A 16,046-nucleotide genomic window follows, 5' to 3' on the forward strand; every position below is an offset into this window, starting at 1 on the left:
GGCGGGCGGCGCAGCACCGCGGGTCGGACAGGGAGGTAGAGAAGATGAGGCTTGGCAAATTCGTGCTCGCGGCCATGGCGACGGCGCTGCTCTCCGGCACCGCGCTGGCGGAGACCAACGTCAAGATTGGCGTGCTGAACGACCGTTCCGGCGTCTATGCCGACCTGTCCGGCGAGGGCTCGGTGGTGGCCGCGCGCATGGCGGTGGAAGACTTCGACGCAGAGGCGAAGGGGATCAACGTCGAGATCGTCTCGGCCGACCACCAGAACAAGCCGGACGTCGCGTCCACCATCGCCCGGCAGTGGTACGACCAGGACGGCGTCGACATGATCGTCGACGTGCCGACCTCCTCCGCGGCGCTGGCGGTGAGCGACATCACCCGCGAGAAGAACAAGGTGTTCGTGAACTCAGGGGCGGCCACCTCCGACCTGACCGGGTCGAAATGCTCGCCCAACACCGTCCACTGGACCTACGACACCTACGCCCTGGCCCACGGCACCGGCGGCGCCATGGTCGAGGCCGGCGGCAAGACCTGGTTCTTCCTGACCGCGGACTACGCCTTCGGCCATGCGCTGGAGCGCGACACCACCGCGGTGGTCGAGGCCGCCGGCGGCGAGGTCCTGGGCAGCGTCCGCCATCCGTTCCCCGGCACCGACTTCTCCTCCTTCCTGCTCCAGGCCCAGGCGTCCGGCTCCGACGTGATCGGCCTGGCCAATGCCGGCGGCGACACCATCAACTCCATCAAGCAGGCCTCCGAGTTCGGGATCACCCAGGCCGGGCAGTCCCTGGCCGGCCTGCTGGTGTTCCTCACCGACGTCCACGCGCTGGGCCTGCAGACCGCCCAGGGCCTGGTGCTGACCGAGAGCTTCTACTGGGACCTGAACGACGAGACCCGCGCCTGGTCCGAGCGCTTCGCTGAAGCCCATGACGGCGACATGCCGACCATGGTGCAGGCGGGCGTCTATGCCGGCGTGCTCCACTATCTCAAGGCGGTGGAAGCGGCCGGCGGCACCGATGCCGAGCAGGTGGTCGCCAAGATGAAGGAGATGCCGACCGACGATCCCCTGTTTGGCCAGGGCTCGATCCGCGAGGACGGCCGCAAGCTCCACGACATGTACCTGTTCCGGGTGAAGACCCCCGAGCAGTCGGAAGGCCCCTGGGATTATTACGAGCTGGTCGCGACCATTCCGCCGGAGAAGGCGTGGCGGCCCCTGGAAGAGGGCGGCTGCGAGTTCGTGAAGTAGTTTCGGCCATGGAACGGGGCATGTGCTTGCGCGGCGGCATGCCCCGCCTTCCGCTTCTCCTACCCTGACCGCAGGACGGGCTCATGTTCGAGCTACTGGGTATCCCGCCGCAGGCATTGTTCGGCCAGCTCCTGCTCGGCCTGATCAACGGCTCGTTCTACGCCCTGCTCAGCCTGGGCCTCGCGATCATCTTCGGCCTGCTCAACATCATCAACTTCACCCACGGCGCCCAGTACATGATGGGCGCGTTCGTCGCCTGGATGCTGCTGGACTATCTGGGCATCAACTACTGGGTGGCCCTGGTGCTGGCGCCGGTGGTGGTCGGCATCACCGGCGTGATCATCGAGCGGCTCCTGATCTCCAGGCTCTACCACCTGGACCATCTCTACGGCCTCTTGCTCACCTTCGGCCTGGCGCTGATCATCCAGGGCCTGTTCCGCAACCAGTACGGCATCTCCGGGCTGCCCTACCAGATCCCGCCGCTGCTCTCGGGCGGGCAGAACCTGGGCTTCATGTTCCTGCCGAACTATCGCGGCTGGGTGGTGGTGGCGTCGCTGGTGGTCTGCCTCGCCACCTGGTTCGTGATCGAGAAGACCCGGCTTGGCGCCTATCTGCGCGCCGCCACCGAGAACCCGGTGCTGGTCGGCGCCTTCGGCATCAACGTGCCGCGGCTGATCACCGTCACCTACGGCTTCGGCGTGGGCCTGGCCGCGTTCGCCGGCGTGCTGGCAGCACCGATCTACTCGGTCAACCCGAACATGGGGGCCGACCTGATCATCGTGGTGTTCGCGGTGGTGGTGATCGGCGGGATGGGCTCGATCCTGGGCTCGATCGTCACCGGCTTCGGCCTCGGCATCGTCGAGGGGCTGACCCGGGTGTTCTACCCGGAGGGATCGGCGGTGGTGATCTTCGTGATCATGGCGATCGTGCTGCTGGTGAAGCCCGCCGGCCTGTTCGGGAGGGCAGCGTGATGGCGACCGATTCCCGCGCGGACGCCCCGGGCGCGCCGGCCCACCCCATCTCCATGGGGATGATGCGCCATCACCTGGTGATCTTCGTGGCCCTGCTGGCCCTGGGCCTGGTCGGCCCGTTCTTCCTCTACCCGATCTTCCTGATGAAGATCCTGTGCTTCGCCCTGTTCGCCTGCGCCTTCAACCTGCTGCTGGGCTATGGCGGGCTCCTGTCGTTCGGCCACGCCGCCTTCTTCGGCTCGGCCAGCTATGTCAGCGCCCATGCCGCCAAGGAATGGGGTCTGAACCCGGAGTTCGCGATCCTGCTCGGCACCGCCGCCGCGGCCGTGCTGGGGCTGGTGATCGGCGCGCTGGCGATCCGCCGCCAGGGCATCTACTTCGCGATGGTGACGCTGGCCTTCGCCCAGATGGTGTTCTTCTTCTCGGTGCAGGCGCCGTTCACCGGCGGCGAGGACGGCATCCAGGCGGTGCCGCGCGGCCATCTGTTCGGCCTGCTCGACCTCGGCGCTGACATCAACCTCTATTACGTCGTGCTGGCGATCGTGTTCGCCGGCCTTTTGCTGATCTACCGGATCATCCACTCGCCGTTCGGCCAGGTGCTGAAGGCGATCCGGGACAACGAGCCGCGCTCGGTGTCGCTGGGCTACCGGGTCAACCAGTACAAGCTGGCGGTGTTCGTGCTTTCCGCCAGCCTGGCCGGCCTGGCCGGCGCCACCAAGGCCCTGGTGTTCCAGCTGGCATCGCTCACCGACGTCTACTGGACCATGTCCGGCGAGGTGGTGCTGATGACCCTGCTGGGCGGCATGGGCACCGTGTTCGGCCCCCTGGTGGGTGCCGCGGTGATCGTCACCATGCAGAACTATTTCGCCACGTTCGGCGCCTGGGTGACGATCATCCAGGGCGTGATCTTCGTGATCAGCGTGCTCCTGTTCCGCGAAGGCATCGTCGGCGTGCTGGGCAGATGGCTGAAGAAGCCACTTTGACCGTTGGTCGGAAATCGATGGGTCCGGCTACTCTCCGGCGGGTACGGACGCCGGCAAGTCCTGATCAGTGCTGACCGCCTGGCAGGCCAGGTTCCGGTGGAACCCGGATCCGGCTGACGGCGTTTGCACAGCATCGGGCCGGAATGATCATTAGGCAGGCATCTGCCGGCTCCCAAGGGAGCTGGCTCGGCTGCTGCCGGCTCCCACAGGATGGAGAATTGCCATGCCGACCAGGTCGCGCAGGACTGTGCCTGCCATCGCCTCAGCCGTGACAATGATGGTGCTGGGCGCCTGCGCAGGCACGCCGCCACCCGACGATGCGATGGCCACCGCCCGATTGGCCGTACAGCGTGCCGAGGCCAGCGAGGCCCCGCGCGAGGCGCCGTTGGAACTGCAGGAAGCGCGCGACAAGCTCACCGAGGCGGAGAAGGCGCTCACCGCCGAGGAATATGCGAGCGCGCGCCGGTTGGCACAGGAGGCCGCCGCGGACGCCGCTTATGCCGAGGCCCAGGCCGAGCGGGCCGTCGCGCAGCGTAACCGGGAACAGGTGGAAACCGCCATCGATGCGCTGGCGCCTGGGGGCTCGGCGGTGACGACGTCGGCACCGGCCGGATCCGCGCCCCCCGCGGCTGCGCAGGACCCGTCCGCGCCCATCGCCACCACGCCGCTTGCCACCCCGGCCACCGGAGGGACCCAGTGATGCGTTCCATCAGGACCGCGACCCTGCTGGCATGCAGCGCCCTGGCGCTTGCCGCCTGCGCCACGCCCACCAGCCCGAACGTCGAGCAGGCTCGGGCGGCGGTGGCGGAGGCCCGCGCGAACCCGGACGTGGTGAGCTATGCGCGGCCGGAGCTCAGTGCTGCCGAGGAGGCGCTGGCCCGCAGTGAGCGGGCGCTCAGCGAGGAAGGCGAGGTCGAGGAGGCCGACTCCCTCGCCTATGTCGCGACCCGGCGTGCGGCCACCGCCACGGAGCTGGCTGCGGCGCGCGCCGACATCGAGGCAGTGCAGGGAGCCGGCGAGGCCCGCGAGCGCGCCATCCGGCAGACCCTGGAGCAGCGCCTGGCCGAGCTGCAGACCGAGCGGACCGACCGCGGCCTCGTGGTGAACATGGAAGGCGACGTGCTCTTCCCGGTGGACCAGGCGCGGCTGAGCCCGGGTGGGCTGCGCGAGGTGGACCGGCTCGCCGCTGCCCTGCGCGACTTTCCCGAAGCACATGCGATCATCGAGGGCCATACCGACAGCACCGGCTCGGACAGCTACAATCTCGATCTGTCCGAGCGCCGGGCCGAGGCGGTGCGTACCGAGCTGATCGCCGCCGGTATCGACCCGTCCCGGCTGGCCGCGCGCGGCCTGGGTGAGGACTATCCCAAGGCGCCGAACGACACAGCCGCCGGCCGGCAGGAGAACCGCCGCGTCGATGTGATCGTGCAGGAAGGCGGGGCGTGACCTTGCCTTCGTGACTCTCCGCCACTGACACCGCCATCCTGCGCCGGTCGGCCTCAGGCCGCCGGCCGCCACGCCAGGAGCCGCATCGCGTTGGCCGTCACCAGCACGGTGGCCCCGGTATCCGCCAGGATCGCCGGCCACAGCCCGGTGACGCCCAGCACGGTGGTCGCCAGGAACACCGCCTTGAGCCCGAGGGCCATCGTGATGTTCTGGGTGATGTTGGCCATGGCGCTGCGCGACAGGCCGATCATCGCGGCCACGTCGCCGACCCGGCCGTGCAGCACCGCCGCGTCCGCCGTCTCCAGCGCCACGTCGGTGCCGCCGCCCATGGCGATGCCGACATCGGCGGTCGCGAGCGCCGGGGCGTCGTTGATGCCGTCGCCGACCTTGGCGACCTTGCACCCGCCCTGCTGCAGCGCCGCCACGATCCGCCGCTTGTCGTCGGGCAGCAGTTCCGCCTGCACCTCGATGCCGAGCTCCTGGCCGACCGCATCCGCGGCGCGCCGGTTGTCGCCGGTCAGCATCACCGCCCGGACCCCCGCCCGGTGCAGGGCCGCCAGGCCAGACTTGGCATCGGCGCGCGGCTGGTCGCTCATGGCGATCAGCCCGGCCACCGCCCCGTCGGTCACCAGCACCGCCACGGTCTTGCCCGCCTCGTTCAGCGCGTCGATCCGCGCCGACACCTGCGCGTCCATCGCCACCAGCTCCCGCGCCATCCGCGGCGAGCCCAGGAACAGGCCTAGCCCGTCGACGCTGCCCATGACCCCCTTGCCGTTCAGCGCCCGGCCGCCCTCCACGGCAGGCAGGTCCTGCCCGGCCGCCCGCTCCCCGATCGCGCGCGCCAGCGGGTGGCTGGATCCGGCTTCCAGGGCGGCGGCGAGCCGGAGCACCCGGTCGGCGTCCAGCGCGATCCCGATCACGTCGGTGACCTCCGGCCGGCCCCGGGTGAGCGTGCCGGTCTTGTCGAAGGCGACGGTGTCGACCCGCCCGACCTGCTCCAGCACCGCGCCGCCCTTGAGCAGGAGGCCGCGCCTGGCCCCGGCGCTGAGCGCTGCCGCGATCGCGGCCGGGGTCGAGATCACCAGCGCGCAGGGGCAGCCGATCAGCAGGATCGCTAGGCCCTTGTAGATCCACTCCTGCCAATCCTCTCCACCGAACAGCGGCGGCAGCACGGCGACCAGCGCCGCCACCGCCACCACGCCCGGCGTGTACCAGCGCGAGAAGCGCTGGATAAACCGCTCGGTCGGCGCCTTCTTCTCCTGGGCCTCCTCCACCAGCTTCACGATCCGGGCGATGGTGTTGTCGGCGGCTGTCGCGGTGACCTCGATGCGCAGCACCGAGCCGCCGTTGACCGTGCCGGCGAACACCTGGTCGCCCGGCTCCTTGGGCTTCGGCACGCTCTCGCCGGTGACCGGCGCCTCGTCGATCTCGCCGCTGCCGGACAGGACCAGCCCGTCGGCCGCCACCCGGTCGCCCGGCCGCACCTGCACGACCGAACCCACGGCCAGGCGCTCGACCGGTACCTCCCGGAACGTGCCGCCCGGCCCCTCGACCCGCGCGGTGGCGGGAACCAAGCTGGCGAGCCCCTGGATGCTGGCGCGCGCCCGGCCGGCCGCCACGCCCTCCAGCAGTTCGCCGACCATGAACAGGAACACCACCGCGGCCGCCTCCTCGGCCGCGCCGATCAGGACCGCACCGATCGCGGCGATGGTCATCAGCATTTCGATCGAGAACGGCGTCCCGGTGACCGCCGCGGCGAACGCCCGGCGCGCGATCGGCACCAGCCCCACCAGCATGGCCGGAATGAAGATCCAGCCTGCCACCGCCGGGACCAGCCAGGCCAGCAGGAACGCCGCCAGGAAAGCCAGCCCGGCGCCCGCGGTCAGGATCGCCCGGCGCTGCTTCCACCATGGCCCCTCGGCCAGGCCACCGTCGTGCCCATGGTCGTGCCCATGGTCATGCCCATGGTCATGCATTGCCGCCTCGGCCTGGACGGCATGCGGCCGGTCGCCGCCGGCGGCTGCATCGCCATGCCCGCAGCATCCACCGCAGGCCCTGTCCGGTCCGCCGGATGCCTCGCCCAGGGCGGACGCCCGGAAGCCCAGCCGGGTCACCTGCCGGACGATCGCCTCGGCGAGCGTCGCGGCCCCGGCATGGGTCACCGTCATCGTACCGGCGGTCACCGAAACGCTGACATCCTCGACGCCCTCCACCCGGCGCACCGCCGTGTCGATCTTCTGGGCGCAGGACGCGCAGTCCATTCCCTGGACGCGGAAGCGGCTCTGGGCGGCTGGGGCGGGCATGCGGGACTCCTTGTGACGCGGCACCCCGGACCATAACTTCTCTAGCGGCTAGAGGAGCAAACGGAAAATGACGGCGCTTTCGATCGGCGAAGTGTCCCGCCGGACCAGCGTGAAGATCCCGACCATCCGCTTCTACGAGCAGATCGGCCTGCTGCCGTCGCCGCCGCGCAGCGACGGCAACCGGCGCCGCTATGGCGAGGAGGACGTCCGCCGGCTGGCCTTCATCCGCCATGCCCGCGAGCTGGGCTTCGAGGTCGACGACATCCGCGAGCTCCTGAGCATGACCGCCCAGCCGAACAGGTCCTGCCACGAGGCGGACAGCATCGCGCGCCGCCACCTGGACGAGATCGAGCAGCGGATCCTGCGCCTGACCGCGCTGCGCGGCGAGTTGCAGCGCATGGTCGCCGAATGTGGCCATGGCCGGGTCTGCGACTGCCGGGTCATCCAGGTCCTGGCCGACCACGGCCACTGCACCCACGAGCAGCATTGAGGACTTCTCGTAGGACGGCGGTGGGCAGGGCCAGGATGGTGTCACAGACATAGTTCCCGGATCTCTTGGCCGGATGACCGTAAAGCGGGCATGACGATTGGCAGCGTTCAAGGCGCCGCTGCACGTCAGGAATGGGCAGTGGCTGGTGAAGCGGCTTCTCCTGGCAGAAGCATCCGGTCGATGAGCCTGGAGCGGCGACGGCGGGTGATCGACCCGGCCCGTCCAAGGCTGTCGATCCTGCGCCTGTGCGCGTTGTGTTCGATCGATCGCCCTACCGTTCCTGGAGACGCCCACGCGCCAATCTCCAGTTCGGCAAAGCGCCCATTCTTCGAGACATGCGCTGCACCTTCAGGTGGCCGTGCCCGCTGCCCGGCAGTGGCAAGCCCGGGAGGGCTTTCGCACAGGCCGCCCAGGATCTGATTGAGCGGCAGGAGGGTCGCGTCGCCGGAATGCAACGGCCACCGCCGCCTCCACCTCGGCCAGGACAACAAGCCATAGGGTCGCGATGATCCCCTTGGCTGATCGTTGGCGGTGGCCCGCCGCCATCGCTTGGTGACGGCCGTCGGATCCGGTCCGTACCGGCTGGCCAAGGTCCCGGTCATTTCTTGCGTCACGCCAAGGACGGCGGAATGGCGGTGGCCGGCGCGGCCAGGGCATCATGGCGCATCCTTCCCGAGGGGCCTGGACGCCGACGTGCTGGCTGCAGCAAGTGTTCTTGTTGCGGTGCGCGCGGTCAGGGGCCGGGAGAAGGGTGCAGCGCCGTGCACACGGAAGAGTCGATCGCAAGAAACCTCCGCGACCTGGGCATCCTGGCCGGCGACCTGGTGATGGTGCACGCCTCCTTGAAGGCGCTGGGCCCGGTCGAGGGAGGTGCGGCGACCGTGCTGGCCTGCCTGCTCCAGGCGGTGGGGCCCGCCGGCACGCTGATGGGATATGCCTCCTGGGACCGCTCGCCCTACGAGGAAACCCTCGACGGTGCGCGGCTGGACGAGGCGTCGCGCCGGTCCTGGCCGGGGTTCGACCCGGCAACCTCCGGGACCTATCGCGGGTTCGGCCTGCTCAACCAGTTCCTGGCCGAACATCCCGGAGCCCGGCGCAGCGCCCATCCGGATGCCTCGATGGTCGCGGTCGGCCCGCTCGCCCAGGCCCTGACCGAGCCGCACGAGCTGGGGCAGGCGCTTGGCGAAGGCTCGCCCCTGGAGCGCTTCGTCCGCCTCGGCGGGAAGATCCTGCTCCTGGGCGCGCCGCTCGATGCCGTCACCGCCCTGCACTACGCCGAGGCGATCGCCAACATCCCCGACAAGCGCCGCGTGACCTACGAGATGCCGATCCGGGGCAAGGATGGGCAGGTCGCCTGGGAGAGGTGCGAGGACTTCGATTCCAACGGCATTCTCGACTGCTACGCCGCCGAAGGAAGGCCGGACGCGGTCGAGACAATCGCCCGCGCCTATGTCCGGCTGGGCCGCCACCAAGAGGGCTTCGTCGCCTCGGCGCGCTGCCGGCTGCTCGATGCGCGGGATGTCGTGGCGTTCGGGGTCGCCTATCTCGAGCGGCATCATGGCGCCGCCGTGCCCGAGGCGAGGAAGCCAGCGGACCTGTCCCGTGCCGGCCGCGCCAGGGCCCCCAAGGGAGGTGCTCGGCCATGATCATCTGGATCAACGGCCCGTTCGGCGCCGGCAAGACCACGCTTGCCCGGAAACTCCAGGAACGGCGGCCGGCCTTCCTGATCCTCGATCCCGAGGAGATCGGCTTCGTGGTGAAGGCGACCGTGCCCCGTTCCGCGAGCGGCGACTACCAGGACCTGCCGGTTTGGCGGAGTCTGACCATCGCCGCGCTGGCCGAGATCCGCCGGCACTACCCGCAGGACATCCTCGTGCCGATGACGGTGGTGCGGCCGGACTATCTGGACGAACTCCTGGCCGGCGCCAGGGCCGTGGACGACCGCCTGGTCCACGTCTTCCTGCATCTCGACGCCAGCCTGCTGCGCGCCCGGATCCAGCGCCAGGCCATGCACCCGGACCCGGTGCGCAACGCCCAGATCCAGCAGTGGCGGACATCGAACATCGACCGCTGCCTGACCGCCAGGGCGCGGATGCCGCCGGACACGTTGTTCCTCGACAGCGGGATCCACGACCCCGATGACCTTGCCGGCATCATCCTGGACAAGCTCGCCCACGCTCCGCCGCAATGCCGTGGGCGGTGAGCCAGGCGAGGACGCGGGAAAGGAAGGCGAGCGCGCGCTCGTTGCCTTCGCTGGGTAGCCGTTCCGTCTAGGCGAGGTGTCAGGCGTCATCGACGGCAACAGGGGGACGGTCCCAGCCGATGCCGCGGTTGCGCCCCATGCCGGCATGGCGGCCCGCTGGGCGGTGCGTCACGCCTGTGCTGCGGCCGAGCTTCCTGGTGTCAAGTTGGATCAGCCCGCTTGGCCTCGCGCGCCTGCAGCGGAGGATCGCCCGGGGTGGATCCAGGGCTGCCAGCCGCCCAGGGCCGTGGCGGCACGACACCGGCCGTCGAGTGGGTGCCCCAGGCGGCTTGCCATGGCCGGACCCGTCAGCCGTTCGCGCCGCAGTGCCACGACCTGAGCCTCTGCCTCCGTGTCCAGGCGGGCCGGGCGGCGGTGCGGCCGGGAGGCGCAGCCCCGCAGCACCGCCTCACCCCCTCGACATGGCGGTCGCGCCCCTTGCGGACGATGCGTTCCAAGACGCCAAAGCGCGGCCGCGACTGCAAAAAACCGTCCAGCCCTCCGCCAACCGCCCCACGAGCAGCCTTCGACGATGCGGCGTCGTGCGCGCCTTTGGATGAACCTCCATCCGGCGCTCCCGGTCGAGTAGGGAGGCTGTGGCAACACAGCCTCCCTCCCTGGCCTCGGGGGGCAACCTCCATGGCAGCGACAGCTAGGTCCCCGGGTCGAGCTGGCCGGCCTCCGCTCGGTTCCGCCGGGCCGGGGGCGGCTGCGTGTCCGTGCGGTCGGCGTGGATCCTGCCCGAAGGCGCCGGAACGATCTGCGTCCATGATTGAGCAGCCGTCCGGTTGCCCTGAAGCGTTCGATCGAGCAAGGACCGGAGGACGGGAAGCGGCGATGGGGCCGCCAGCATGCTGCCGCTGGGCCCGGTCTGCTCTGTCCGCGGACATGGTGAGCGTCTCAGGAAGCCGTGGGGACTTCCGAGCCGGACAAGAGGGAGCACGAACTCCTTCAGGGGAATGCTGGCATCTCAGGTGACTTTATTCGGTGTTTCCGGAGAATTTAAAGCATCTTGTCAGAACCTCGGTCCGCATGTTCCGGTGCGCCCGCGCCTTCGGGGAAAAGAGGGGCCGGTCGACACCTGGCCTGGCGGGGCGCCGCCTGGCTGGTGCCGCCCGGCAGGAAACGGCCCCGCCGGGACAAGCCGGGCGGGAGGGGAGGAAGCATGCGATCGTGGTGGAAGGCCGGCCTGCTCGGCGGCGTCCTGGTGCTGACCGGCCTGGCGCCGGAGGCGGGCCTGGCCGGGCAGGTGCCCGGGTTCGAGGCTGATTCCCGGCCGCTGGTCGCGGCGATCACCGCCAGGGGCGTGGTTGCCCACATGAACGAGCTGCAGTGGATCGCCGACTATTATGGCGGCCACCGCTCGGCGGCCAGCGCCGGCTATGCCGCCTCGGTCAGCTATGTGCGGCGCCGGCTGGAAGCGGCCGGCTACGCGACCCGGACCCAGAGCTTCCTGTTTCCCCTCTTCCAGGAGCGGGCGAAGCCGATCCTCGCCGCCGGCGCCACCAGTTTCGTTCCGGGCCGCGACGTCGAAACCTTCGAGCTGTCCGGATCGGCCGACGTCACCGGCCGGCTGGTGGCCATCCCCGGGCGGACGCCGCCCGCCGGCCCGGATCCCTCCGACCAGGGCTGTGAGCAAAGCGACTTTCCACGGGCCGGCGCCGCTGCCGCGATCGCGGTGATCCAGCGCGGCGGCTGCACCTTCGACAGCAAGGTGCAGCACGCCGTCGCGGCCGGCTACGACGCGGTGGTGATCTTCAACGACGGCCAGCCCGGCCGCACCGAGGCGGTGCACGGCGCGCTCGGCAGCCCCGGCCTGGTTCCGGTGGTGGGCGCCAGCCATGCGGCCGGGACGAAGCTGGCGGCCGCCGCCGCCCGGAGCGCCAGCGGCCGGGTCCGTGTCCATGCGCGCCTGGCGATGCGCCGCAGCTACAACCTCCTGGCGGAAACCCGCTCGGGCAGGTCCGACCGGACGGTCATGGTCGGCGCGCACCTGGATTCGGTGCGGGAAGGGCCGGGGATCAACGACAATGGCAGCGGCAGCGCCGCCGTGCTGGAACTGGCCCTGCAGATGGCGCGCCTGAAGATTCGGCCGGCCAACCGCGTCCGCTTCGCCTGGTGGGGCGCCGAGGAACTCGGCCTGTACGGCTCGCAGCACTATGTCGACCGGCTGTCCCCGGCCGAGCGGGCGGCGATCCTGGCCTATCTCAACTTCGACATGATCGCCTCGCCCAACTATGTCTGGATGATCCAGCAGGGCGATCCGGCCAGTTCGGCCGACGCGCTGATCGAGAAGCTGTTCGCCACCCATTTCCAGCGCTCCGGCCTGCCCTGGGAAACCACCGCCGGCGGCGCTTCCGACTACTTGCCGTTCATGGAGGCTGGGATCCCGGTGGGCGGCCTGTACAGCGGCTCCAGCGAGATCAAGACCCGCGCCCAGGCAGCCCGGTTCGGCGGCTGGGCCGGCCATGCCCTCGACCCCTGCTACCACCGCCCCTGCGACACCAACCGCCGCATCAGCCGGCGCTCCACCCTGGTCCTGAGCCGGGCGATCGCCGACACCGTCCACAAGCTCGCCATGACCGGCCGAGATCTCCGCACGCCGCCCGCAGCACCCGCCAGCGCAACCCGCGCCGCCATCGCCAGCCCCCCGCCGCTTGCGGAAGCACGGGGCCGTCACCTGATCCGCTGAGCCGCTGCAGGGGGCTTGCGGCACCTGCCGGGCCGGGACCCGGCCCACTGCTGGCGCGAGCCGCTTCCAGATCGGGCCAAGGCCTGCCGCCTCCGGCCCATCCACGCGGCTGCCGCTGCTCCGGCGCCCTGCCGGGCATGTCTCGCCGCACTTGCTCTCGCCCCACCAAACCTCGGCGCCAATCCACGGCCTGCCCGTCCGGTCACCTTTCTGCCCGCCCGAGACGAAAGCCGCCCGGACCACCCTGCCGAGCCCTTCCGATCACAAAACCGCGCCAGGCCCTGCCGGACCGACCCAGGGCTCCGGCCTCACCGAATCACACGAACGAACCCGAGCCTCCCAAAAAGATCGCCGGACCAGAGCGGTGACCGCAGGTTCATCGATCCCCGGCCCCGCCGCCCCCGCGGGACCAGTGTCTCGACTTTTGGCCAACCGTCCCGCCGCTGCGCCTCCGCACATCTCGTGGCCGCGATTTTACACGGACGAACCCAAGCCTGATGCCCGGTGCTCCCACCTCCGTGCCGCACCTCGCTTCCCCGCGACCCTGCAGGGTCGGGCTGGCCGGTTCGCAGGCAGGATCCGGTGTCTCCGCATTCCGGATGCCGGCGCAGGACAAGGAGCGGACCGCCACGGCCCGGTCTCGTCGCAGAGAGTCATTCCATGGATGCAGCGGTCCGGGCGCCGCTATCTCGATCTGCATGTCTCCATAGGCCTGCGCCATCTGTTCTGCCGCCACCTGTCTGCCTCGTCCTGCCGCTCGCTCCTCCTGCCCGGTCCGCCGCTGGATCCACTCTACCCGCCGCGCCGTTAACGACCGGTGAAGACCTGCCGGATTTTTTGGGGTCGCCGCCTGTTCCGGCGAAGATGGGCCGGCAGCCCCTCGGCCCCCCCAATCGTCTCGCCCGCCTGTGCGGGATCGGCTACATGGAGGCCGGGCACCCGAGGGTGCACGATCCATCTCCAGGCAAGCGGCCGATGCCGTCCGGACAAGAGGAGCGAAGGGCCATGAAAGAGATCGGGCATCTGATCGGCGGCAAGCGCGTTGCCGGCACCTCCGGCCGGTTCGGCAAGCTGTTCGATCCGGCCATCGGCGAGGTGACCGGCCAGGTCGCCTTTGCCGACGAGCGCGAGGTCGACCAGGTCGTCGCCAATGCCAAGGCCGCCTTCGCCAGCTGGTCGACCACCCCGGTGACCCGCCGGGCGCGCGTGATGTTCCGCCTGAAGGAGCTGATCGAGCGGGACATGGAGAAGCTGGCCCACCTGGTCACGGGCGAGCACGGCAAGACCATCGAGGACGCCAAGGGGTCGATCACCCGCGGCCTGGAGGTGGTCGAGTTCGCCTGTGGCATCCCGCAGCTCCTCAAGGGCGAGATCAACGTCCAGGTCGCCACCGGGGTCGACATCGCCTCGGTGCGCTACCCGCTGGGGGTCTGCGCCGGGATCACCCCGTTCAACTTCCCGGCCATGGTGCCGCTGTGGATGGCGCCGATGGCGATCGCCACCGGCAACGTCTTCATCCACAAGCCCTCGGAAAAGGTGCCCTCGGCCAGCCTGCACCTGGCCGAGCTGGCCCTGGAGGCCGGCCTGCCGGAGGGCGTGTGGAACGTCGTCAACGGCGACAAGGTCGTGGTCGACCGGCTGCTCTCCCACCCCGACATCGCCGCGGTCAGCTTCGTGGGCTCCACCCCGATCGCCGAGTATGTGTTCAAGACCGGCACCGCCAACGGCAAGCGCGTCCAGGCGCTGGGCGGGGCCAAGAACCACATGCTCATCATGCCCGACGCCGACATGGACCAGGCGGTCGATGCGCTGATGGGGGCGGGCTACGGCTCGGCCGGAGAGCGCTGCATGGCGGTGTCGGTGGCGGTGCCGGTCGGCGAGCAGACCGCTGACATGCTGATCGAGAAGCTGGCGCCCAAGGTCCGCCAGCTCGAGATCGGCCCCGGCACCCAGGCCGGCGCCGAGATGGGGCCGCTGGTGACCGGCGAGCACTTGGCCAAGGTGCGCGGCTATGTCGACCTAGGCGTCCAGGAAGGCGCGGAGCTCGTCGTCGACGGGCGCGACTTCAAGATGCAGGGCTACGAGAACGGCTTCTTCATCGGCGGCTGCCTGTTCGACCGGGTCACCACCGACATGCGGATCTACAAGGAGGAGATCTTCGGGCCGGTGCTCTCGGTGGTCCGCCAGCCGGACTTCGACAGCGCGCTGAAGATCGTCAACGACCACGAGTTCGGCAACGGCACCGCGATCTTCACCCGCGACGGCGACGCGGCGCGCACCTTCGTCAACAACGTGCAGGTCGGGATGGTCGGGGTGAACGTGCCGATCCCCGTGCCGCTGGCCTTCCACAGCTTCGGTGGCTGGAAGCGCTCCCTGTTCGGCGACCACCACGCCTACGGGCCGGAAGGCGTGCGCTTCTACACCAAGGCCAAGGCCACCACCTCGCGCTGGCCGACCGGGATCCGGGCCGGCGCCGAGTTCGTCATGCCGACCATGCGCTGAGAGGGGCGTCTGGCGCGGGCGGGCTCTCCCGCCCGCGCCGGCACCGCCCAGGGGCCTTGTGGAACAACGGGCTGCGGGCCGCAGCATCTCTCCGGCCAGGGGCGGATCCGCCCCTGCATCGGCGCATGGCCCACATGCGCCGCTCGCCCAGGCCTCCCCAGCCGCGACGCCGGCGTTATTGAAGATGCAACTGTCACGACGCTATGAGCGTTACGCGCGTACCCGCCGGTGCAAAAGCACCCTCGGGAGGATGAACCATCAGGCGCCCGTTCCCATGGGCGAGCGAGGATCAATGGCACGTATCCGTACCGCGGTATTTCCGGTGGCGGGGCAGGGCACCCGCATGCTGCCCGCCACCAAGGTCCTGCCGAAGGAAATGCTCCCGGTCGTCGACAAGCCGGTGATCCAGTATGCCTTCGAGGAGGCGGCCGCTGCCGGGATCGAGCGCTTCGTGTTCGTGACGGGGCGCGGCAAGGTGCTGATCGAGGACCATTTCGACCGCGCCTACGAGCTGTTCGACACGCTGCAGCGCAAGAACAAGGCCGAGCAGCTGGAAGAGCTGGAGAAGGCGGTCCCCACCGCCGGCGAGGTCATCTACACCCGCCAGCAGGAGCCCAAGGGGCTGGGCCACGCGGTCTGGTGCGCCCGCCACATCGTCGGCGACGAGGCGTTCGCCGTGCTGCTGGTCGACGAATTGCTGCTGTCCGACCCGGCCCCGCTGGTCGACCTCTGCCGCCTGCACGAGAAGACCGGCGGCAGCGTGATCTCGGTGGTCGAGGTCCCGGCCGAGCACACCAGCCGCTACGGCATCATCGCCACCGGCAAGGAAGACGGCGAGCTGATCGAGGTCACCGGGATGGTCGAGAAGCCCAAGCCCGAGGACGCGCCGTCGAGGCTCTCGATCATCGGCCGCTACGTGCTGGTGCCGGAGGTGTTCGAGCATCTGGCAAGGGGCGAGCGCGGGGCCGGCAACGAGATCCAGCTGACCGACGCCATGCAGAAGCTGATCGGCCATTCGCCGTTCCACGCTGCGGTATATCGCGGCGGCCGCTATGACTGTGGCGACAAACTGGGCTACGTCGAGGCGGTGGTCGCTGCTGCACTGCAGCGTCCCGAACTGGCCGACGGCGTCCGCGCCATCCTGTCCCGCTATCGCTGACCGCCGGCCGGTCG

The 16,046-nt window shown here is 70.0% G+C and carries 12 protein-coding genes; 11 read left to right on the plus strand and 1 reads right to left on the minus strand.

What is annotated here, in order from left to right:
• Positions 1-44 precede the first annotated feature (44 nt).
• From GEMRO_RS0119090 to GEMRO_RS0119110, 5 genes are all read left to right on the plus strand, one after another.
• Positions 45-1,244, plus strand: a complete 1,200-nt coding sequence (locus GEMRO_RS0119090) for an ABC transporter substrate-binding protein (protein WP_027135287.1) — start codon at positions 45-47, stop codon at positions 1,242-1,244.
• Between the two features lie 83 nt (positions 1,245-1,327).
• Positions 1,328-2,215: a branched-chain amino acid ABC transporter permease gene (locus tag GEMRO_RS0119095; protein WP_027135288.1), complete on the plus strand. Its 888-nt coding sequence runs from the start codon at positions 1,328-1,330 to the stop codon at positions 2,213-2,215.
• Positions 2,215-3,198 (plus strand): branched-chain amino acid ABC transporter permease, encoded by a 984-nt coding sequence (locus GEMRO_RS0119100; protein ID WP_027135289.1) that lies wholly within the window; start codon positions 2,215-2,217, stop codon positions 3,196-3,198. Before GEMRO_RS0119095 ends, GEMRO_RS0119100 begins: the two co-directional genes overlap by 1 nt.
• Before the next feature lie 223 nt (positions 3,199-3,421).
• Entirely contained in the window at positions 3,422-3,898 is a 477-nt protein-coding gene (locus GEMRO_RS30585) for a DUF4398 domain-containing protein (protein WP_051329241.1), read from the plus strand.
• Positions 3,898-4,644, plus strand: coding sequence for an OmpA family protein (locus tag GEMRO_RS0119110; RefSeq protein ID WP_027135290.1), 747 nt, complete (start codon positions 3,898-3,900; stop codon positions 4,642-4,644). The genes GEMRO_RS30585 and GEMRO_RS0119110 overlap by 1 nt, the downstream gene beginning before the upstream one ends.
• A 53-nt stretch (positions 4,645-4,697) precedes the next feature.
• Here the strand turns inward: GEMRO_RS0119110 and GEMRO_RS0119115 are convergent, their stop codons facing one another.
• Complete coding sequence (locus GEMRO_RS0119115; protein WP_027135291.1) at positions 4,698-6,947, minus strand: heavy metal translocating P-type ATPase; 2,250 nt, start codon at positions 6,945-6,947, stop codon at positions 4,698-4,700.
• A 67-nt stretch (positions 6,948-7,014) separates the two neighbouring features.
• Between GEMRO_RS0119115 and GEMRO_RS0119120 the strand changes: the two genes are divergently transcribed.
• The 6 genes from GEMRO_RS0119120 (at position 7,015) to galU (ending at position 16,032) form a co-directional block, all read left to right on the plus strand.
• A complete protein-coding gene (locus GEMRO_RS0119120) occupies positions 7,015-7,437 on the plus strand; it encodes a MerR family transcriptional regulator (protein ID WP_027135292.1) in 423 nt (140 codons plus the stop codon).
• Between the two features lie 761 nt (positions 7,438-8,198).
• Entirely contained in the window at positions 8,199-9,083 is an 885-nt protein-coding gene (gene aac(3) / locus GEMRO_RS30590) for an aminoglycoside 3-N-acetyltransferase (RefSeq protein ID WP_051329242.1), read from the plus strand.
• Positions 9,080-9,640: an AAA family ATPase gene (locus GEMRO_RS0119130; RefSeq protein WP_027135293.1), complete on the plus strand. Its 561-nt coding sequence runs from the start codon at positions 9,080-9,082 to the stop codon at positions 9,638-9,640. The genes aac(3) and GEMRO_RS0119130 overlap by 4 nt, the downstream gene beginning before the upstream one ends.
• A 1,204-nt stretch (positions 9,641-10,844) precedes the next feature.
• Positions 10,845-12,371 (plus strand): M20/M25/M40 family metallo-hydrolase, encoded by a 1,527-nt coding sequence (locus GEMRO_RS30595; protein WP_051329243.1) that lies wholly within the window; start codon positions 10,845-10,847, stop codon positions 12,369-12,371.
• 1,005 nt (positions 12,372-13,376) lie between these two features.
• A complete protein-coding gene (locus tag GEMRO_RS0119140) occupies positions 13,377-14,873 on the plus strand; it encodes a CoA-acylating methylmalonate-semialdehyde dehydrogenase (protein ID WP_027135294.1) in 1,497 nt (498 codons plus the stop codon).
• Positions 14,874-15,165: 292 nt separating this feature from the next.
• The gene (gene galU / locus GEMRO_RS0119145; RefSeq protein WP_027135295.1) at positions 15,166-16,032 is read left to right on the plus strand and encodes a UTP--glucose-1-phosphate uridylyltransferase GalU; all 867 of its coding nucleotides are present in this window, start codon (positions 15,166-15,168) and stop codon (positions 16,030-16,032) included.
• The last annotated feature ends 14 nt before the right edge of the window (positions 16,033-16,046 follow it).

Source organism: Geminicoccus roseus DSM 18922, assembly GCF_000427665.1.
In the GTDB taxonomy this organism is placed as follows: Bacteria; Pseudomonadota; Alphaproteobacteria; order Geminicoccales; family Geminicoccaceae; genus Geminicoccus; species Geminicoccus roseus.